General features: G+C 51.0%; 18 protein-coding genes. 1 reads left to right on the forward strand and 17 read right to left on the reverse strand.

All coding sequences use genetic code 11. From position 1 onward, the window contains the following. Window positions 1–34 precede the first annotated feature (34 nt). The 4 genes from V7028_RS11735 to V7028_RS11750 form a co-directional block, all read right to left on the reverse strand. Window positions 35–514 carry a DUF6795 domain-containing protein gene (locus tag V7028_RS11735; RefSeq protein ID WP_334120270.1) on the reverse strand — a complete coding sequence of 160 codons (480 nt, stop codon included), beginning with the start codon at window positions 512–514 and terminating at the stop codon, window positions 35–37. A 78-nt stretch (window positions 515–592) separates the two neighbouring features. Beyond that, complete coding sequence (locus V7028_RS11740; protein ID WP_334120271.1) at window positions 593–1,651, reverse strand: Fic family protein; 1,059 nt, start codon at window positions 1,649–1,651, stop codon at window positions 593–595. Window positions 1,652–1,851: 200 nt separating this feature from the next. Then, window positions 1,852–2,166 carry a transposase gene (locus tag V7028_RS11745; RefSeq protein ID WP_334120272.1) on the reverse strand — a complete coding sequence of 105 codons (315 nt, stop codon included), beginning with the start codon at window positions 2,164–2,166 and terminating at the stop codon, window positions 1,852–1,854. Window positions 2,167–2,287: 121 nt separating this feature from the next. Next, window positions 2,288–3,454 (reverse strand): nucleotide sugar dehydrogenase, encoded by a 1,167-nt coding sequence (locus V7028_RS11750; protein WP_334120273.1) that lies wholly within the window; start codon window positions 3,452–3,454, stop codon window positions 2,288–2,290. A gap of 84 nt (window positions 3,455–3,538) precedes the next feature. On the opposite strand from V7028_RS11750, the gene V7028_RS11755 reads away from it, so the two are divergent. Then, the gene (locus V7028_RS11755; RefSeq protein WP_334120274.1) at window positions 3,539–4,477 is read left to right on the forward strand and encodes a UDP-glucuronic acid decarboxylase family protein; all 939 of its coding nucleotides are present in this window, start codon (window positions 3,539–3,541) and stop codon (window positions 4,475–4,477) included. On the opposite strand, the gene V7028_RS11760 is transcribed toward V7028_RS11755, so the two are convergent. The 13 genes from V7028_RS11760 to pseB are packed head-to-tail and all read right to left on the reverse strand — an operon-like array spanning window position 4,453 to window position 18,333. Beyond that, on the reverse strand, window positions 4,453–6,402 hold the full coding sequence (locus V7028_RS11760) for a polysaccharide biosynthesis protein (protein WP_334120275.1): 1,950 nt from the start codon (window positions 6,400–6,402) through the stop codon (window positions 4,453–4,455). The two genes, V7028_RS11755 and V7028_RS11760, sit on opposite strands and share 25 nt — an antisense overlap. Beyond that, entirely contained in the window at window positions 6,402–6,962 is a 561-nt protein-coding gene (locus tag V7028_RS11765; protein WP_334120276.1) for a sugar transferase, read from the reverse strand. The genes V7028_RS11760 and V7028_RS11765 overlap by 1 nt, the downstream gene beginning before the upstream one ends. Window positions 6,963–6,980: 18 nt before the next feature. Continuing rightward, the gene (locus V7028_RS11770; RefSeq protein ID WP_334120277.1) at window positions 6,981–7,904 is read right to left on the reverse strand and encodes an NAD-dependent epimerase/dehydratase family protein; all 924 of its coding nucleotides are present in this window, start codon (window positions 7,902–7,904) and stop codon (window positions 6,981–6,983) included. A 13-nt stretch (window positions 7,905–7,917) separates the two neighbouring features. Next, window positions 7,918–8,673, reverse strand: a complete 756-nt coding sequence (locus V7028_RS11775) for a glycosyltransferase family 2 protein (protein WP_334120278.1) — start codon at window positions 8,671–8,673, stop codon at window positions 7,918–7,920. Further along, on the reverse strand, window positions 8,670–10,037 hold the full coding sequence (locus tag V7028_RS11780) for a capsular polysaccharide export protein, LipB/KpsS family (protein ID WP_334120279.1): 1,368 nt from the start codon (window positions 10,035–10,037) through the stop codon (window positions 8,670–8,672). Before V7028_RS11780 ends, V7028_RS11775 begins: the two co-directional genes overlap by 4 nt. Beyond that, window positions 10,034–11,515 (reverse strand): lipopolysaccharide biosynthesis protein, encoded by a 1,482-nt coding sequence (locus V7028_RS11785; protein WP_334120280.1) that lies wholly within the window; start codon window positions 11,513–11,515, stop codon window positions 10,034–10,036. Before V7028_RS11785 ends, V7028_RS11780 begins: the two co-directional genes overlap by 4 nt. A 1-nt stretch (window position 11,516) precedes the next feature. Then, window positions 11,517–12,884, reverse strand: a complete 1,368-nt coding sequence (locus V7028_RS11790) for a surface carbohydrate biosynthesis protein (RefSeq protein WP_334120281.1) — start codon at window positions 12,882–12,884, stop codon at window positions 11,517–11,519. A 3-nt stretch (window positions 12,885–12,887) separates the two neighbouring features. Further along, a complete protein-coding gene (gene pseI / locus V7028_RS11795; RefSeq protein ID WP_334120282.1) occupies window positions 12,888–13,943 on the reverse strand; it encodes a pseudaminic acid synthase in 1,056 nt (351 codons plus the stop codon). Further along, entirely contained in the window at window positions 13,936–14,451 is a 516-nt protein-coding gene (pseH, locus tag V7028_RS11800) for a UDP-4-amino-4,6-dideoxy-N-acetyl-beta-L-altrosamine N-acetyltransferase (protein ID WP_334120283.1), read from the reverse strand. The genes pseI and pseH overlap by 8 nt, the downstream gene beginning before the upstream one ends. Then, window positions 14,448–15,485 (reverse strand): UDP-2,4-diacetamido-2,4,6-trideoxy-beta-L-altropyranose hydrolase, encoded by a 1,038-nt coding sequence (pseG, locus tag V7028_RS11805; protein WP_334120284.1) that lies wholly within the window; start codon window positions 15,483–15,485, stop codon window positions 14,448–14,450. The genes pseH and pseG overlap by 4 nt, the downstream gene beginning before the upstream one ends. Next, window positions 15,475–16,167, reverse strand: a complete 693-nt coding sequence (gene pseF / locus V7028_RS11810) for a pseudaminic acid cytidylyltransferase (protein WP_334120285.1) — start codon at window positions 16,165–16,167, stop codon at window positions 15,475–15,477. The genes pseG and pseF overlap by 11 nt, the downstream gene beginning before the upstream one ends. Further along, window positions 16,164–17,327: a UDP-4-amino-4,6-dideoxy-N-acetyl-beta-L-altrosamine transaminase gene (gene pseC, locus V7028_RS11815; RefSeq protein ID WP_334120286.1), complete on the reverse strand. Its 1,164-nt coding sequence runs from the start codon at window positions 17,325–17,327 to the stop codon at window positions 16,164–16,166. The genes pseF and pseC overlap by 4 nt, the downstream gene beginning before the upstream one ends. Before the next feature lies 1 nt (window position 17,328). After that, window positions 17,329–18,333, reverse strand: coding sequence for a UDP-N-acetylglucosamine 4,6-dehydratase (inverting) (gene pseB / locus V7028_RS11820; RefSeq protein WP_334120287.1), 1,005 nt, complete (start codon window positions 18,331–18,333; stop codon window positions 17,329–17,331). Window position 18,334: the final 1 nt, after the last annotated feature.

The following is an 18,334-nucleotide window of genomic DNA, read 5'->3' on the forward strand; positions in this document are numbered from 1 at the left end:
GACAGATCAAAAATCTGTGTTGGATTCAATTCATTCATGGTTGACGAACCCCGTTGTGTTTGCAGCGAACAATTCTTCCATCGGAATCTTCCTCATATTTGGATAGATCACAGTCAACCCTTAAGACTCCACCAATGGCCTCAGAACCAAGATCAAAATCTAGCTTATCGTGAGCCCAAAACGTGTATTGTGTTCCCTCATGGCTGACCCACAAAAATTGAGTCACGCGTGGGTTCGCCGACAACAAATCGGGCCTTAGAAACCTTCGTTCCTCAACCACAGCAAACTTGAACTGGCCTTGCGCATTGGTAGTTGCGGTGTCGGTGTATTTCCCGCCTTCAAACCCGCCGCTGTAAAGTTCGCGCGTTGCAACAACATTTGCCAAGGGCTTGCCAGCCCAATGAATCAACCCTTCAATTGGCGAGCAATAAACAATTTTCCTGAACACAAAAGCCTCCGAAGGTTGAGGAAAAAATGGCAGCAGCAATACCAAGGCGAACAATGCGCGAATCATGATTGAAGCGTTACCGTGTTGATCAATTCAACACGTTAGCATTGCGTAGGCGGATCTCAAAAAGACACGCCCGGCGGGTCACTGGATGGAGGTAGGGCAATACCAAACACCCCGGCCACTGCCCTGCTGGCTTAAGTGCCCGCGCTCTACCAAATTGCGCAGATGGTGTTTGACAGTGTTTCGATTGGCCCCGGTAATTTGAACAATTTCAGACATGGTTGAACGTCCGCGTTCGCGCACTAGGTCAACAATCTGCAAAGACAGCTCTGGCAGGCGAGCCAATACAATTTTTTCTCGCTCAACTTTACGTTCAAGCCGCTGCACTTGCTCGGCCAAGGAACGCAAGAAAAAAACCAGCCAAGGCTGCCAGTTCGGTTCATTGGTGCGAATGGTCCCCTGTGTTTGGCGCAACGCCAAGTAGTAGGCTTCTTTGTTTAGCTCTATCACGCTTTCCAATGAGCTAAAAGGCACGTAGGCATAGCCAGCCTGAAGCAATGTGAGTGTGGTGAGGGCTCGGCTGATACGGCCATTGCCATCCTGAAAAGGATGAATTTCCAAAAAAACCACGACAAAGATTGCAATAATCAACAAGGGGTGCAAAATCCTGGATTCGCGTTGCTCGTTCACCCAAGCGACCAACTCAGCCATCAACCGCGGGGTATCAAAAGGCGATGCCGTCTGGAAAACAATGCCTATTTGCTGACCTTGCTCATTGAAAGCGGCCACGCTGTTTGTGTTGGTTTTGTACTGCCCACAGTGCCAAGCGTCTTTCTGGCTAAACTGAAGCAAAATTTGATGAAGTTGTTTGACATAATTTTCAGTAAAGGGAATGTTTTGCCATGCAGCAAACACGATATCCATTACCGCTGCGTAGCCAGCCACTTCCTGTTCATCACGGGTATCGAAACGTTTGATCTCAAGATTAGCCAACAACTGCTCAACCTGACGGTCGGTCAACTTGCTACCCTCAATACGGGTTGAAGACCCAATACTTTCGATGGTGGCCACGCGGCGTAGGGCTGACAAACGCTCGGGGGCGAGTGTTCCAAAGGCGCGCCAAGCCCCCTTGAATTCATCGATTCTGGATATTAACGCGAGAATTTCTGGCGTGATCTGGAGGGTGTGGGTTTTAAGCATGACCCAATAATAGACCCATTTTGACCCATTAACAACAGACTCGCCCAACGAAGGTCAGAAGTGGCTCGGTTGGTTTGAACAGCCTGACCCCGCTTGATAAGTAAATTGGGGTGGTCTGAAATCTGTGCGATGTTATCCACTTGGAGAACTCGGGGCACACCGGAAACTGCATCTTACGCTTAGTGTGTGGGTTCGGTCTGTCATTTGTCTGCGCTCAGCAATCCCGCTTTGTTGAGCGCGCTTTCTAAAAAATCAATCTCCAAAGCCTGTTGACCTATTTTGGCGTGTAGTGGCTTTAAGTCCACCGCCTCAATGACTTTGGACTCAAACCCAAACGCACCGCTTGCATTGGCCAACAGTTGCTTTTTCCATTCAACGATTTGGGTGGGGTGCAGTTCGAACTGCTGGCACAATTCTGCCAAGGTTTTGTCTTCTCGCAACGCGGCCAAAGCCACCTTGGCTTTGAACTCAGAATTGAACACGCGCCGTGTGCGGCGCCCTGACGATTTACTCATGATGGTCTCCAATACAGGCTGTTAAAAAGCCTACCTTAAAAACCCCAATTTATACTTATCTCAACTGTTCAGTTTTGCCGGGCCACTTCTGCCGCCCCGGGGCCACCTGAAACGCTGCAAGTTAATCGTTACCAAATAAATCCCTGGTATACACCTTGTGTGCCACGTCACTTAATTCATCAACACGCCGGTTACATAGAATCAAATCGGCCTGTTGCTTGAATTGCTCAAGATCGTTCACCACCCTGCTTCTGTAAAATTCGGACTCACTCAACACAGGCTCGTAAACAATCACTTCAATTCCCTTGGCCTTGATGCGCTTCATGATGCCCTGAATGGCTGACGACCTGAAGTTGTCGCTACCCGCCTTCATCACCAACCTGTAAACGCCCACAACCTTGGGGTTCCTGGCCACAACATCCGCTGCGATAAAGTCTTTGCGTGTGGTGTTGGCGTCCACAATCGCTTGAATCATGTTTTGTGGCACATCGCTGTAATTGGCCAGCAGTTGCTTGGTGTCTTTGGGCAAACAATAACCGCCATAACCAAAGCTTGGGTTGTTGTAGTGGTTGCCTATTCGGGGGTCGAGTGCCACGCCTTCAATAATTTGGCGGGAATCTAAATTGTGCCGCGCTGCGTAAGTGTCCAGTTCATTGAAATAGGCCACACGCATGGCCAGGTAGGTGTTGGCAAACAGCTTGATGGCCTCAGCTTCTGTGCTGCCGGTAAACAGGGTGGGTATATTTTGCTTGATGGCTCCTTGCTGCAGCAAGGAAGCAAACTGTTGGGCGGGCTCGCTTTGCTCGCCAACCACAATGCGGCTGGGGTAGAGGTTGTCGTGAAGAGCTTTGCCTTCACGCAAAAATTCAGGGCTGAATATGATTTGCTGCGTGTTAAATCGTTTGCGCAGTTGTTCCGTATAGCCCACCGGTATGGTGCTTTTAATCACCATGGTGGCTTGTGGGTTAATAGCCAGTACATCGGCCACCACCGCTTCAATTGATTTGGTGTTGAAGTGGTTGGTTTGCGCATCGTAATCGGTGGGAGTGGCGATGATTACAAACGTGGCCCCCCTGTAGGCATCTTCTTTGTGGGTGGTGGCTTTGAAGTTGAGCTGCTTGTTGGCCAGAAAGTCCTCAATCTCAACATCATGAATGGGCGATTTTTTCTGGTTCAGCAAATCAACCTTGGCTTGAACAATATCAAGCGCGACCACTTCATTGTGCTGGGCCAGCAGCATGGCGTTCGATAGGCCTACATAGCCGGTGCCTGCAATTGCTATTTTCATGAGAAACCCGGGCTTACGCCCTGTAAATGTTGAATGGCTTTAGAATAACGGATTGCGCAAAGCACAAAAGCGGAACTCGAACGAATGAAAAGCAGAATATTGGTAACTGGTGGTGCAGGTTTTTTGGGGTCGCACCTGTGCGAACGTTTGCTGGCCGAGGGCAACGAGGTAATTTGTGCTGACAATTATTTCACCGGCAGCAAAGAAAATGTGGCGCATCTGCTGAGCAACCCTTATTTTGAGTTGATTAGACACGATGTTACGTTTCCGCTTTACATCGAAGTAGACCAAATTTACAACCTGGCTTGCCCTGCAAGCCCGGTGCATTACCAGCACGACCCGGTGCAAACCACAAAAACCAGTGTGCACGGCGCAATCAATATGCTGGGTTTGGCCAAGCGCGTGAAGGCCAGAATTTTCCAGGCCAGCACCAGCGAGGTGTACGGCGACCCGGAAATACACCCACAGCCAGAAGAATACTGGGGCCGCGTGAACCCGATTGGTATTCGAAGTTGTTACGACGAGGGCAAGCGCTGCGCCGAAACCCTGTTTTTCGATTACTACCGCCAACACAACCTGGACATTAAAGTGGCCCGAATTTTCAACACCTACGGCCCTCGCATGCACCCCAACGATGGCCGCGTGGTGAGTAACTTTATTGTGCAAGCTCTGAAAGGCCAAGACATTACGATATTTGGTGACGGTAGCCAGACCCGCAGCTTTTGCTACGTGGACGATTTGATCGAAGGTTTTATTCGCTTGATGAACACCGAACCCGGCTTTACAGGGCCGGTGAACTTGGGCAACCCCGGCGAATTCACGATGCTGGAACTTGCAGAAAAAGTAATTGAATTGACAGGATCGAACAGCAAGCTGACCTTCATGCCGTTGCCGCAAGATGACCCCAAGCAGCGCCAACCCAATATTGAACTGGCAAAGGGGAAGTTGGGGTGGGAACCGGCAGTGCGGCTTGAAGAAGGCTTGCGAAAAACAATCGATTACTTTAAAACCGTGGTTGGTTGATTGCTTTCTTGATAAACCCAATCGACCAGTTGGGTTGTACCCGTGTACCCAGCCACCATAGTTTGCAGCCAGTCAATGCTTTCTGGCAGCCTTTCAAGTTGAAGGGAGTGTTGCAGGGCCTGTAACTTGCCCTGCAATTCTTCCCAAGGCAAAAAGCTTTCATGGGCTTTCATAATGCGAGGGTGGCTGGTGTTCTCGGGGTTGTCACCGATCAACAGTTCTTCATAGAGCTTTTCGCCAGGGCGCAAACCGGTGACCTGGATTTCAATGTCACCTTGCTGATTGTTGCTGTCCAGAACGGTAAAGCCCGACAATTCGACCATGCGCTGTGCAAGATCATAAATTCGCACGGGCTGACCCATATCGAGCACAAATACATCCCCACCTTTTGACATGGCGGCAGCCTGAATAACCAACTGGGCGGCTTCAGGAATGGTCATAAAATAACGGGTAATATCTTGGTGAGTCAGTGTAATTGGGCCGCCTTCCTTGATTTGACTGCGAAACAAAGGTACCACTGAGCCCGAGGAACCTAATACATTGCCAAAACGCACCATCGAGAAACAAGTGCCATGCAACGGTGCACCACCCTGCCCTGTTTCAGCCAAGGCTTGCAACACCATTTCAGCCACGCGCTTGCTGGCCCCCATGACATTGGTGGGGCGCACTGCTTTGTCGGTGCTGATCAACACAAAATTTTGAACGCCAAACCGGGCGGCACTTTGCGCGCAGGTTAGCGTGCCCCAAATGTTGTTCAGCAGGCCCTGAGCAATGTTGTGTTCAACCAGTGGCACATGCTTGTAAGCTGCAGCGTGGTAGACGGTTTCAGGCTTCCAGGTGGACATGAAGCGATCCATGGTGGCCTGGTCACGAACGGAGGCCAACAGGGGCACAACTGAAATGCCCTGTTGTTCAAAAGGCTGAAGCTCGGCGTGGATGTTGTACAACGCGAATTCACTTTGCTCAACCAGCAAAACACGGCTGGGTTTGCAAGCCACGATTTGGCGGCATAGTTCGCTGCCAATGCTGCCCCCCGCGCCCGTGATCATGACGGTTTTGCCCATGATGTGGCGATTCATCAATTCCGGGTTGGGAGCAACTGGGTCACGCCCAAGCAGGTCTTCAATGTCGAGTTCGCGAACGTCAGTAGTACGCACCCGGCCAGAAAGAAGGTCGCCCAAGGTAGGCACCGTGCGCACGTGCACGTTGTGGCGCCCCAGTTCGTTCAAAATTTCATTTCTGCGCTGACGGCCTATGGAAGGCATGGCCAACCATATGTCGGTGGCCTCCAGCCTGCCAATCAGCTTTGACAGGTTAATGGGGTTGTAAACCACGCGACCATCGATGCGATTGCCTTGCAGTGTTTTGCTGTCGTCGAGAAAACCAAGCACACGGAAATCGCGACCACGATCCAGCGCGGCCAACAATTGACGACCAGTTTCACCTGCGCCATAAATAAGCACGCCAGGTAGCAGCCTGTTGCGACTGGAAAACCGATGATCGCTGCCAAACCAATAACCCACAGTAACCCGACTGGCGGCCACCGCCAGGAAAAACAGTACTGGCTGGATTATGCCCATGGAGCGCAACAATTCAGGCACGCTGATTACGGTAAAAATAAGTGCATACAAGAAGCCGTAAAGTAAATTGGCCTTGGCCACGGTCAGCAACGCATTCCAGCCGCTATACCGAAAAATGGCATGGTACAAACCAAACTTGGTGAATATGGGTGTGGCCAGGCCAATGGAAACGCCGATGTACCAAAGATGCTGGGGCTCGAACCGCACCCACTCCTCTAGGCGCAGACAAAGCGCGGCCCACACGGTAAACACGGCCAAGGTCATATCAAGCCCCACCGCCAACAAGCGCTTGGCAATGCGCGGCATGTTGAGCAAGGGCTCGGTAATTCGTTGGCGAGCCCCCATTAGTGAGAAACCCCTTCGGTACGAACCACTTTGAGAAAGGTCAAAAACAGTATCTGGATATCAAACCACAAGCTTTGTTTTTGTGCATATTCAAGATCAAAGGCCACCTTTTGGGGAATAGGAATTTCATCGCGCCCGTTAACCTGTGCCCAACCGGTAAGGCCGGGTTTAATCAGATGAACATTGCATTGAGTGCGTGCCTCAATGAGATCGTGCTGATTGAACAATGCCGGGCGCGGCCCCACAAAACTCATTTCACCTTTAAAAATACACCACAGTTGTGGAAGCTCGTCGAGGCTGCTTTTGCGCAAAAACGAGCCAATGGGTGTGAGGTAGATTGTCGGATCTTGAAGCAGGTGGGTGGCTACTGCGGGGGTGTCTATTCGCATGCTTCGAAACTTCGGCATTTTGAAAATGTGGTTGTTCTGCCCCACCCGGTCAGACCAATACAGAACAGGCCCCGTGGAGGTAGCACGCACCAACACGAAAAGTACCATGCAGGGCAGTACCAAAAAAGGCAAGAGGGCAAAGCAAAGTAACAGATCCAGTAGTCTTTTCATGCGTTTCGGCGTGTGCGGTTAAACTTCAATGGGTAATAGGCGAGCGCGGTAACCCAAAGTGCGCTGAAGGTGAGCGGAATCAACCTGCAAATTGGCAGTCAGTTGATCGGCCATGGCTTGCTTGCCCAACAATTTACCCACCCAACGCAACCAGTTTAGCGGAAGCCCGAACAAGCGAGGCTGAACCCCCAGACAATTGCCGACACCGTTAAGAATATCGGTAGTCGAATAGTCGACTGAATCTGCAACATGAAAAATCTGCTGGTGTGCCGAAGCATGGAAGGCTAACAATTCAATGGCCTGAACCAAGTTTTCTACATGCACAAGACTACGCTGATTGCGCAAGCCAGCCAACGGTAAAGGGATACCTTTATTGACCCAGGCTGCCAACTTGGCGAGATTGCCCGGCGCGCCAAGACCATGAACCAAGGGGGGACGAACAATAGCGTAGCTGCCGTTCAAGTGCCGGGCGACATCGGCCAGCGCCTGCTCTGCTTGCAATTTGGACAAAGCATAGGGGCCGGAAGGATTACACGGCGTGTGTTCGTCAAGTTTATTGCCAGGGATGGTGATATTACCCACAGCACCAATCGAACTGACCAATACAAAACGATGAACACCCGCGCGAAATGCAGTTTCGGCAAGGTACTGTGTCCACTGCACATTCACTTGCTGAAAAGGCTCATGCTGCTGGGCCAGCCGGGCATTGGTGATGTGCGCCAAACCGCCCACGTGCAACACCACATTGACACCCTTGCAAGCTTGGGAAAAAGTGGCTTTGTCGGTAACCGACTGCATGAGGTACATCTGCCCACTGTACGGAATATGCAGAGGCAAAGGGTTGCGCAACAGCAGCCGAACGTCATGACCCTGCCCTTGCAAATGCGCAAGTAAGTGTTGCCCAACAAAACCTGAGGCACCTGTGAGCAGAATTACCGCCATATCTTATTGCCTTTTAAAACTTTCGGTACTTAAGCAGGCCGCGCATGGCATATTGCAAGAAATACCAAGCCGACTGAATTACATTGAGCTTTTCAAGGTCGCGATAAGCGCGCCAAACATGCAAAGCCGATTTCTTTTTGTTGCGCGACACAGACTGCCCGAGTACACGGTAGCGCATGAGGTCTTTGTTCAGTCCATGTGCCATGTTTCCACGCTTGAGGATTTGAAGCCAGCAATCGAAATCATCGTAGTAGGTTTTACGCATAACCACCGGCCCAGACTTGCTACAGTCCACCAATACGGTTGATGTGGCTATTGCGGTGTTGCCCAGCAACTGGTGATAGCTCAACGAGGCGGGCACGGTGACCGGTTTGCCAACCTGTGCGCCATCTGCAGAAATTCGCCGAAAGGCGGTGTACACAATGGCGGCCTGAGTGGCGTGCGCGTGGGTCAGGGAATCCTGTAACTTGGTGGGCAACCACAAATCGTCGCTATCCAGAAATGCGAGCCAGCGGCCTTGGGCCTGCGCAATTGCACCATTGCGGGCAGCGGCCGGACCGCCATTTTGAGGCATGTTGATCAAGCGAATTCTGGGGTCACGCTGGCAATAGGCTTGAACCACTTCAGCAGTGTTGTCGGGTGAACAATCGTTGGCAATCAGCATTTCCCAATGCGGGTAAGTTTGAGCCAGCACCGATTCAATTGTTTCGCCGACATACGCGGCAGCTTTGTAGGCAGGCGTGATGATGGAAACAAGTTGATCGTTCATTCCCGCCCCTCCAGGGCTTGGAGCATGCCTTGCGTGAAATTGTCGACGCTGCTGTCTTCGGCCACATACAGTTCACCGGCCACTGTATGTTCCCACACTTTGGCAAAATACCTTTGGATGCCTTCTTCGGTGCGCGCGATATGCCGACCAGCCAGATTACTTGCAATGGTTTGCGGTAAATCTTTTAAATTGGCAACGTACTGAACAAGCGGGCAATGGGTGTAGAACGCGTCGCCCAGTGCAATCACTTGCTTGTCAAGCAACAGGGCCTCTGCTCCACTTTTTGAATTGATCGACACCACCAGATCAGTTTTTTTCAACACCTCATAGTTGTTGGTCGAGGGACGGAGTAGTTTAAGATTGTCATGCTTTTTGAGCAAGGCAAGTACGCGAGCACTGTCGATTGCACCAACCATGGCGGGGTGTTCTTTGAAAACCACGGTGTGGGTGTGCGGTACAGACCTGCAAATGAAATCGACCAAAGCCAGCTGGTCGAGCAAATGCGGAGTGCGCAAGGTAAGTGCCATGTCGCCGGGCACGTGCAGGGGGTAATACACAAACTGACCACAGTCGGTCAAGCTTGAGTAGCTGCCACGCAGACGAAAACTGCTCCACAACATACGTGCATGGGTGGCTACATAACCACCGATGTATCCAAATTCTTGCCGCTTACCCAACAGGTATTTGTCGACTACTTTTTGCGCCAGACGCTTGGCATTGCGTACATTGACAATCTTTTTCCAGGCTGTGGTGTACTGGTGTTTGTCTTTTTGAGGAACAACGATTGTGCTTTTGCTGACCGTGTCTTGAAGATAATCCTGCACGGCTCGAGGAATTTCGTCATTTGAAGAATCGGAAATACTGAGCGCCTTGAAACTGTTTTGAATGTAAAACAAGCGGCCACGAAAAAAACTGGGTTCGATGAAGTAGTTGTTAATACCTTGGTTGCGTGCAGCAAAATAACTGCCGATGACCGAAAGGAATCCGCCCAGTTCTTGAACCATCATGAAGGGGCCCTTTTCACCGAAAGTGGTGCAAGCTTGTGAGGCCGCCTCAAGCGCAACGAGTAATTTTCGCTGTAGCTCGGTTGAGTCATGCAGACCAAACGCAAACCGTTCATGGCCGAACCAAAAATTGAGCTGATCGATGCCGTACTTCTGCATGACACTGTCGAAAGACTGTGATGAGACATCCACCTGTGTTGCAGAAAAAACCTGCAAGCCAGCTTGCTGAAGCATTTCAGTGCTGCGGTCGTCGAAAGAAATGAACGCTGCTTCATGCCCTTGCTTACGCAGTTGCAAGCCAACCTTAAGCCAGAACGCAGTTTGATATTCGGCCAGTGTAGTGATGAGAAAACGTTTCATGATTTGAATTTTTGAATTAGGTTGTGCCTGAAAGCAAGGCCGAAACTGATCACTATCATTGCTGTTACAGACAACGCGCCAGCCAATGCCAGCTGTAACAGATTGCCGACCTGCGATGCGAAGTAATAACAAGGCAATGAAAAAGCCAGCACACTTACTACCACCACAGACAGCTTGCGGTAGGTACCCGAGGGCAAAGCAATCGCCTGTTGAATAACCCTGAACTGAAGTACAAATGCTATGCAGGCAGCAACCACCTGCCCAACGATGAAGGCGAACTCGCTAAGCCAAGACTGCAGCAAAAATCCAATGAGCAATTGTACAACAATGAACAATACGGCTATTCGGTTAAACCTTGAAACCGACTGAACCCGACCAATCAGGGCAGAAGCACCAAAGCCTACCAAACCTGCAAGGGCCGGAAATACAAACAATGCGCTTTGCCAGTACCACAAACCCGAGAATTCATTGGAGAGCCACAGACGCAACATAGGCTCGGAAAAGGCCATGGCACTGGCATAAAGCGGCAGTACAACGCAGGCCAACAATAACGTACCATTGCCTATAAGCTTGGCCATGTCGGTTGCACCCTGAGCCCCATGATCAAGCCGTGCAGCCAAAGGCTGGACGATACCGTTGACCAAGCCAACAACTGATTTGGCAAAACGCGGAATTCGGGACAACGCTTCGTATACGCCAACACTGCTTGGGCCGAGCAAAAAACTGATCAACAACACAGGCCCATTGGATTGGGTTGTGCCAAGTATTTTGCTGGCACTAAGGCCGGGGCTGCGGGCACGAATTTCGGCCCGGGCAATGCGATCAAACCCCGAAAAAGATACGCGGTGTGGGTCAAGCAACCTAACTGCGAATACCAGTGCAAGTACTGCACGCCCCGATTGCGCAAATAAAAATACTGCGCAAACCCAATACAGACCGAATCCTTTCCATATGATGTAAACCGCGCCAACCGTGTAGGCCAAAGCCGCTGCAACTTCAATTAAGCGCTGTAATTTGAAATTTTCGAAACCCTTGATAATGCCCTCAAAAACCAATGACGCAAACAACAAAGGCAACAACAAGGCAGTAAGTTCTAGCGCCAGCTGAAACTCGGTGTATAGCACGCCTGTAATTGACATCCAGTTACCCAATGACGGGGCCAATAGGTAAAGCACACCACCCAGAACCGCCCCGATACCCAGTGCCAGCAAACCGATTTGAAGCAACACCGCAAGGGCGTGCGCCCACTGGCCTTCAGCCCTGGCCCGTGCCACACTGTGAGTGGCAATTTCACCAAACCCAAGATCGAAAATACCCATACCCATTAACGGGATGAACAAACGTGCCATTGAAATAACACCAAAGCCCGCCACACCATAAGCCGACACAAGATAAGGCACCAGCAACAAACCCAATACGCTGACGGCAAAGAATGCGACGCCCGAGATGAGTGTGTTTTTAATGAGGCTTTTAAACATGTCAGTTGACAACAGAACTGGATTGAATACAAATGGTGTTGCCGCTGGCCAACCTTGGGCGTACTACAGTTACTTTTGTTGCAGGTGATGCGATTGTATCGAGGGAACTGGGCGGTGCTACTGCTTCGATTCGATTGAGCAACGGTTGAACCTGCTCTGCTGTAAAAAGCTTGCTGGACTTTTTTTGAACAAACGCAGGATCTGCGAATTTTCGTTCAACCCACATGGCCAACCGTGCACCCAGTGCGCGACGAATACTCCAGACCAGCCTGGACTTTAGAGACGGCGATGGAACACCAATGCTGCGACTGGCAGACTGCCCAAGCACTTGCATGACTGAATGAACCGTACGGGCTGATGATTGCCCATCGATGCTGTGATAAATACTTTCAATTTGCTGTGTTTTCGCAGGGGCGGGGGCGGCAAACAATTCCTTGAGGGCCAACAGGCTTGATGCATGTTGACTGACCTGATGCGGCCCTGGCACGCGCAACGCAGGTGTATCAAGCCAGGCGGGTGAAATGGCAGGCTTGCCCAGCATGCTGGCTTCCACTGCGGTGCTGCAATTAAGATGCAACAGCAGGCTACATTGATTCAGCCATTCAAGTGATGTTCCTTCTTGTCTGATCTGAAAATTCGCATGTTTGCTCAAACCCTCATAGGGGTCTCGAGACTCAAACGGGTGTGGGCGTAATACAAACTGTTGAGCAGGAAATCTTTCGCAAAGCGTATCGATCAATTTGACCATACCTTGATTGGCCTGCCGCGCATCGGCAATGTATTGCGTAGCGAATTCGGCATCGAACCCGGCAGAAAGCATGGTTTTAAATTCATCATGACTGCCCGCGGAATACCGTGGGTTAACAATCGGGAAGTTGGTATTGACCAGCACATAACCTGGCTGAATTTGTGGCTTGGGCAACGCATTGCGCCACGGGTCGGCGCAAAAGTCGTAGCGCGGGCAACCCGTAATGGAAATGCGGTCGGCGGGCACAACGCCTGCCGTTTCAAGCGCCGTTGCCTGGCTACTGCCCCAAGTGCAATACAAGTCGAGGTGCTGCGCGCCACCACTGCTGCCCACCAGTTTGGCAAACTCTTCCGGTGTTTTCCCGCCGGTGCCTTCGGTGTCCAACACCCCCACCTTGATACCTTCTTGCAGGTAGGCGTAAACATGCTGAAGATTATTATTGCGCACGTAGTTAAGCAATACAAAATCGGGGCGAATTGCGCGAATATCAAATGATTGGTCGTACATGGGCACAAGCCACACTTGAAAGTTGTGCTGTGCGAAGTGCCAGGCCAGCAAAACGAGTCCGTCCAGATCACGTAGCGGATTGTCAACAACCAAACAAATTTTCTGTAGTGACATGGTTTATTCCAGGCACTCGGGGCGAACTGCTGTGTTGACCTCAATGTCTTTGTTCACTTTGCGCCCCAACAGTGAATCGAAATACTTGGGCGCCATACCAAAGCCGGGGCGTACGCTGCGAATGTGTTCGGCGGTGATGGTGTCGCCTGCCTTCATTGGTTTCACAAAATAAAGCGATCGGCGAAATTGCGCGTTGCCTACTTCGCTGGACTTGCGCCCGTAATCAACATTGCCCATAGCCTGCCATGCCGTTTTGGCACCCAGGCAGAGTTGCTCCAGTTCATCGGGTTGAAGGGAGAAACTGTCGTCGGGCCCACCATCGCTTCGGTCAAGCGTAAAATGTTTTTCGATAATGCATGCGCCTAGTGCAACGCTTGCGATGGCCGTGGTGTTGTCCAAGGTGTGGTCGGAAAGGCCGGTGAGTACGCCAAAGCGGTTGATCATGTCGGGAATGGTTCGCAGGTTGTAATCACCTGCGGGCGCGGGGTAGCCGCTTACGCAATGAAGCAGAGCCAATTGCGAGCAGCCGCCTGCGCGTGCCGCATCTACAGCCTCTCGTATTTCTTCTGCGTCAGCCATGCCAGTAGAGATAATCATGGGCTTGCCAGTTAAGGCCACATAACGAATCAATGGCAGGTCGATTGCCTCGAAGGAGGCAATTTTGTAAGCGGGGGAATTAAGATCCTCGAGCAGGTCCACTGCCGTGGTATCGAACGGTGAACTGAACATGGTAATGCCCTGCTTGGCAGCGTGAGCGAACATTTCACCATGCCACTCCCAGGGAGTGTGAGCTTCCTCGTAGAGTTTGTAGAGCGATTTACCATGCCACAGACCGCCACTTATCATGAACTCTGGGGCTTGAGAGTTCAACGTGATGGTATCGGCACGGTATGTTTGAACTTTGACGGCATCGGCACCACGCGCTTTTGCAATGCTGATTAATTGCAAAGCCTTGGACAAGTCGCCATTGTGATTGGCTGACATTTCAGCAATGACATAAGGCGCATATTGCGGGCCAATGGGTCTTCCGGCAATTTGATACTCAGGTATTTTATTCATTCGATTTTTCCTGTGAATGAAGCCACTCGCTGCGAAGCAAGCCGAAGTGAATAAGATTGACGTACTGGGTTTCAACCTGGATTTGACCACGTTGTTCGCCTTCTCGCGAGAAACCAAGGCGCTGGTGATACGCCAAAGATGCCACATTAAACGCCAAAACAGCACCGCATATTTTGTGAATCCGGTATTGATTAAAAGCCAATTTAAGCGCGGCCATGCCCATTCGTAAACCCGTGCCTTTGGCTGCCTGTGGGCTGGTGTAAAAGCCCCACTCGACAACCTGACCTGCCTGAGCACCGGAAAAGTTGACATGCCCGAGTGGCTGCCCTTGTTCTTCGTACACCAACAGCACTTTTTTTCCTTCGACTTGGGTGCGTTGAAACCAGCTGAGGTGGTCGGCGTACTCAATCCTGGATTGAGTGAGCATCATTGATCTGTTTTCTTCATGATTGCGCCATTCAAGCAGAAGGGCCAAGTCGCGCTCAACAACAGGACGAAGCAAACTCATAACAAGGCTCCTACTGACTGGGCCACTCGACTGGCCCCCGCCCCATCCACCAAGGTGGCCGCCTTCTCGGACATTTCAAGGTAGGTTTTAGTGTGGTTTAGTTGCTGCAAGCACCTGTTAAAGTCTGTATGAAGCTGGGCCGGGCTGAGCAATACAAGGGCGGCCCCGGCTGCCTGCAAACCCTGCAAAACAATGGTTTGGTTGGCTGCGATTCCAATTGCGACAGAGGGCAAGCCCATGGTGCAGCGCTCCCATGCACTTGACCCGCCTGCGCCTATTGCAAGGTCGGCACACAACATGAGTTCGCCTACATTAGCCACTTGGGTGTGCACAGCAATTGGAAGCGATGATTTTCCAACAAAAGCCCGCAATTCTCGGTGATGCGGATAGGCATTGCCAACAACCACATCGATCAGCGAAAGCTGTTGCGCTGAATTGGAATTGAGCTGTTGCAATACACTGAGGGTCACGTTGGTAGGGTCGGCACCGCCCAAGGAAATGAGTACTCGCGCAATGCGGTCGAATTGCAGTTTCCTGGCCAGAGATTGCGGCCGCAGTTCTGCAAACTCTGGGCGAAGCAAGGCGTAACGGGTTCCGATCAGGCGTCGTGCACTGGCTGGCACCAGCCCGTCGTAGTCAGAACTTTGGCGTCCAAGGTTTTGATCAAGCAGCAATGTACATTCATGCTTGCGATTGGCAAGGTCATCCACGACAACCATCGGCACCTTGATTTCAGCTTGAACTACAGATTCCCAATGGTGATCGATTTGATAGTGGTCCACGACAACTGCTTGTGGATTGTAATTTCGGCATAACTCAACAAACTTCAATGGACTGTCGTTGCCCAGCATTTCAACCGGGTAAGTTGATGCGATCAAACCTGTCAGGTTACCTGGCAAATTGGCGCAGAAAAAAACTGGCTGAAAACCCATATCGCCAAGCCTGCCTGCCAGCGTAAGGCACCGCATAACATGGCCGGTACCCATGCTCGACGATGAATCGACCCGGAACGCGATTATTGCATTACTGGCCATGATCCAAGGCCCTGAACATTAACTCGGCACGAACCCAGTCCTCAGGAGTGTCAATGTCTTGAACCCGGGAGCGGGGTAGCAAATAAAGGCCCGATTCAGCGCCGAAGATTGGACGACCTTCCAACCATGCTTCGGTCGTTCCCCAATAAAATTGGCCTGCATCATGAAATGCCTCTTCAAGATCTTGAGAACGGGTGGATGCATGCTCAGGATAAAACATGGCCACGCAGCCCGCTTTATCAAGACGAATCGCACGCTGAATTGGAAACGTAAAGGTGGTAGCAGAAAATACGTAATCCGCCTGCGTGGCCTGCAATTGATTTAAAGCCTGCTGCAGATCATTCACCTGTATGAACGGGGCCGTGGCATATACGCAGCAAACTTGCTGAACTTGCGCGCCCTGTTCAAGCAGAAAATTAATGGCATGTTGAACGACAGGAATAGTCGGTGTGTGATCATCAGACAAATGCGCTGGCCGAATGAAAGGAATTTCGGCACCTAAACCTTCAGCACAGCTGGCTATCTCGTGACTATCGGTTGAGACCAATACGCGATCGAAACACCCACTCTGCAGCGCAGCCTGAATGGACCAGGCAATCATGGGCTTGCCGCAAAACGGTTTTACATTTTTCCCCGGAATTCGTTTGCTGCCGCCACGGGCAGGAATAATGGCGACTTTCATTTCGACAGAGATTGACGCAAAGCGTCTAACACTTGGTCTTGCTGCTGAAACGACAAAGACGAATACATGGGAATACTGACGGCTTCGGAGTAAAACTTCTCTGCATTGGGGAAGTCACCTTTTTTAAAACCCAGGCGCTGGTAATAAGGCTGTAGATGAATGGGAATGTAGTGCAGGTTGACTCCGATTCCCTTGGCCCGCATGCGATCAAACACCGTGGTGTGATTAACGCTGATTTGATCCAGGTGAAGACGAATGATGTACAAGTGCAAAGCGGAATGGGTGTCTTGGTGCTGGTATGGTCGCATAACAGCAGGCAGGTCAACCAACAGCGTGTTGTACCGGGTTGCAATGGCATGACGTTGCTCGATAAAAGTATCAAGCTTGTCCATTTGACTCAAACCCAACGCTGCTTGCAAATCGGTCATTCGGTAGTTATAGCCCAACTCGATTTGTTGGTAGTACCACGCCCCATCGGGTTGGTGTGTCATTAGCTCCGAGTCGCGTGTAATACCGTGGCTGCGATACAACTGCATGCGCGTGGCCAATTCTTTTTGGCGCGTCGTGGCCATACCACCTTCAGCAGTGGTAATGATTTTAACCGGGTGAAAACTGAATACCGTGATGTCGCTGTATTCGCAATTGCCAACGGGCAGGCCAAGGTAGCGCCCACCTATCGCATGCGAGGCATCTTCGATTATTTTAAAACCGTATTGCTTGGACAGTTCATTGATTTCCCGCATAGGGCAGGATTGCCCGCTGAGGTGCACCGCGATCAATACTTTGGGTAGGCGCGCTGCTGCTTCGGCTTGCTGAAGCTTTAACTGCAGCGCTTCAATACTGAGGTTGTAGGTGGCTGGATCGATGTCTACGAAATCAATGTTGGCTCCGCAATACAAAGCGCAATTGGACGAGGCCACGAATGAGATGGGGCTGGTCCAGACCAAATCACCGGGACCTACTTCAAGCGCCATGCAGGCAATGTGCAAAGCAGATGTAGCGCTATTGACCGCAACAGCGTGAGGCACCTTACAGTAGCTTGCGACCCTGTTTTCGAACGCGGGTACGGCAGGGCCCTGCGTAAGAAAATCGGAGCGCAAAACATCGATTACCGCATCGATGTCTTGTTGATCAATTTGTTGGCGACCGTAAGGAATCACGTTAAACCTCGAGTCCCAGGTGTTGCTTCATCAGCGTTTTCAATTGCACTGGTGTGAGAAAGTCGGTGTTGGTTCCACTGTTATATGCAAAGCCGGGCTGAACTGCCTGCCCGCCTGTTGCCTTGCAATAGGACTCGACCGAGTGAGCACCTGCCGAAGGCAATATCGCGTAATAACACCCCAAGTCGACTGTGTTGAAACTGTCACTTTCGGTGATCATTTCTTCATGTATTTTCTCACCGGGACGAATGCCGACAACTGGGTGTTCGCAGTCTGGCCCAATGGCCTGAGCTACGTCGGTAATTCTATAGCTCGGTATTTTAGGCACGAATATTTCGCCACCCTTGGCGTTCTCAAGTGCCCACAGCACCATATCAACACCTTCTTGAAGGCTGATATTAAAGCGCGTCATTTCGGGATCGGTAATGGGCAACACGCCGGTGTTTCGCTTGTCCATGAAAAATGGAATAACCGAGCCGCGAGAACCCATTACGTTGCCATAGCGAACCACTGAAAGCTTCAAGTCGCGGCCGCCACGTATGTTATTGGCTGCGGTAAACAATTTGTCGGAACACAACTTGGTAGCACCGTACAAATTGATAGGTGCAGCAGCTTTGTCTGTCGACAAAGCCACCACGTCTTTAACACCCGCATCGAGGCAAGCTTCGATCAAATTCTGGGCACCCAATACGTTGGTTTTAATGCATTCAAACGGGTTGTATTCTGCCACAGGCACCTGCTTCAATGCGGCTGCGTGAATGACAACATCAATGCCTTCAAGCGCACGGCGAATGCGATCCTGATCGCGGATGTCGCCAATGAAATACCGAATGGCTCGGTGCTTTGCTGGGTCAAACTCTTGGCTCATTTCGAATTGCTTGAGTTCGTCCCGAGAAAAGATAACCAGCCTTTTAACGTCGGGATACCGCTCCAAAATTGTTTTTGTAAATGCTTTACCGAAAGAGCCGGTGCCACCAGTAATTAGAACTGATCGATTATTCAACATG

The organism is Limnobacter sp., from assembly GCF_036846585.1.
In the GTDB taxonomy this organism is placed as follows: Bacteria; Pseudomonadota; Gammaproteobacteria; order Burkholderiales; family Burkholderiaceae_B; genus Limnobacter.

What these genes read in the sequence shown, in the direction of transcription:
- V7028_RS11750 (WP_334120273.1), bottom strand. Translation starts at nt 3,454, where the DNA reads ATGAAAATAGCAATTGCAGGCACCGGCTATGTAGGCCTATCGAACGCC.
- V7028_RS11790 (WP_334120281.1), bottom strand. Translation starts at nt 12,884, where the DNA reads ATGTCACTACAGAAAATTTGTTTGGTTGTTGACAATCCGCTACGTGAT.
- pseH (WP_334120283.1), bottom strand. Translation starts at nt 14,451, where the DNA reads ATGAGTTTGCTTCGTCCTGTTGTTGAGCGCGACTTGGCCCTTCTGCTT.
- V7028_RS11735 (WP_334120270.1), bottom strand. Translation starts at nt 514, where the DNA reads ATGATTCGCGCATTGTTCGCCTTGGTATTGCTGCTGCCATTTTTTCCT.
- V7028_RS11745 (WP_334120272.1), bottom strand. Translation starts at nt 2,166, where the DNA reads ATGAGTAAATCGTCAGGGCGCCGCACACGGCGCGTGTTCAATTCTGAG.
- pseB (WP_334120287.1), bottom strand. Translation starts at nt 18,333, where the DNA reads ATGTTGAATAATCGATCAGTTCTAATTACTGGTGGCACCGGCTCTTTC.
- V7028_RS11780 (WP_334120279.1), bottom strand. Translation starts at nt 10,037, where the DNA reads ATGAAACGTTTTCTCATCACTACACTGGCCGAATATCAAACTGCGTTC.
- pseF (WP_334120285.1), bottom strand. Translation starts at nt 16,167, where the DNA reads ATGAAAGTCGCCATTATTCCTGCCCGTGGCGGCAGCAAACGAATTCCG.
- V7028_RS11755 (WP_334120274.1), top strand. Translation starts at nt 3,539, where the DNA reads ATGAAAAGCAGAATATTGGTAACTGGTGGTGCAGGTTTTTTGGGGTCG.
- V7028_RS11760 (WP_334120275.1), bottom strand. Translation starts at nt 6,402, where the DNA reads ATGGGGGCTCGCCAACGAATTACCGAGCCCTTGCTCAACATGCCGCGC.
- V7028_RS11770 (WP_334120277.1), bottom strand. Translation starts at nt 7,904, where the DNA reads ATGGCGGTAATTCTGCTCACAGGTGCCTCAGGTTTTGTTGGGCAACAC.
- V7028_RS11740 (WP_334120271.1), bottom strand. Translation starts at nt 1,651, where the DNA reads ATGCTTAAAACCCACACCCTCCAGATCACGCCAGAAATTCTCGCGTTA.
- pseI (WP_334120282.1), bottom strand. Translation starts at nt 13,943, where the DNA reads ATGAATAAAATACCTGAGTATCAAATTGCCGGAAGACCCATTGGCCCG.
- pseG (WP_334120284.1), bottom strand. Translation starts at nt 15,485, where the DNA reads ATGGCCAGTAATGCAATAATCGCGTTCCGGGTCGATTCATCGTCGAGC.
- V7028_RS11765 (WP_334120276.1), bottom strand. Translation starts at nt 6,962, where the DNA reads ATGAAAAGACTACTGGATCTGTTACTTTGCTTTGCCCTCTTGCCTTTT.
- V7028_RS11775 (WP_334120278.1), bottom strand. Translation starts at nt 8,673, where the DNA reads ATGAACGATCAACTTGTTTCCATCATCACGCCTGCCTACAAAGCTGCC.
- V7028_RS11785 (WP_334120280.1), bottom strand. Translation starts at nt 11,515, where the DNA reads ATGTTTAAAAGCCTCATTAAAAACACACTCATCTCGGGCGTCGCATTC.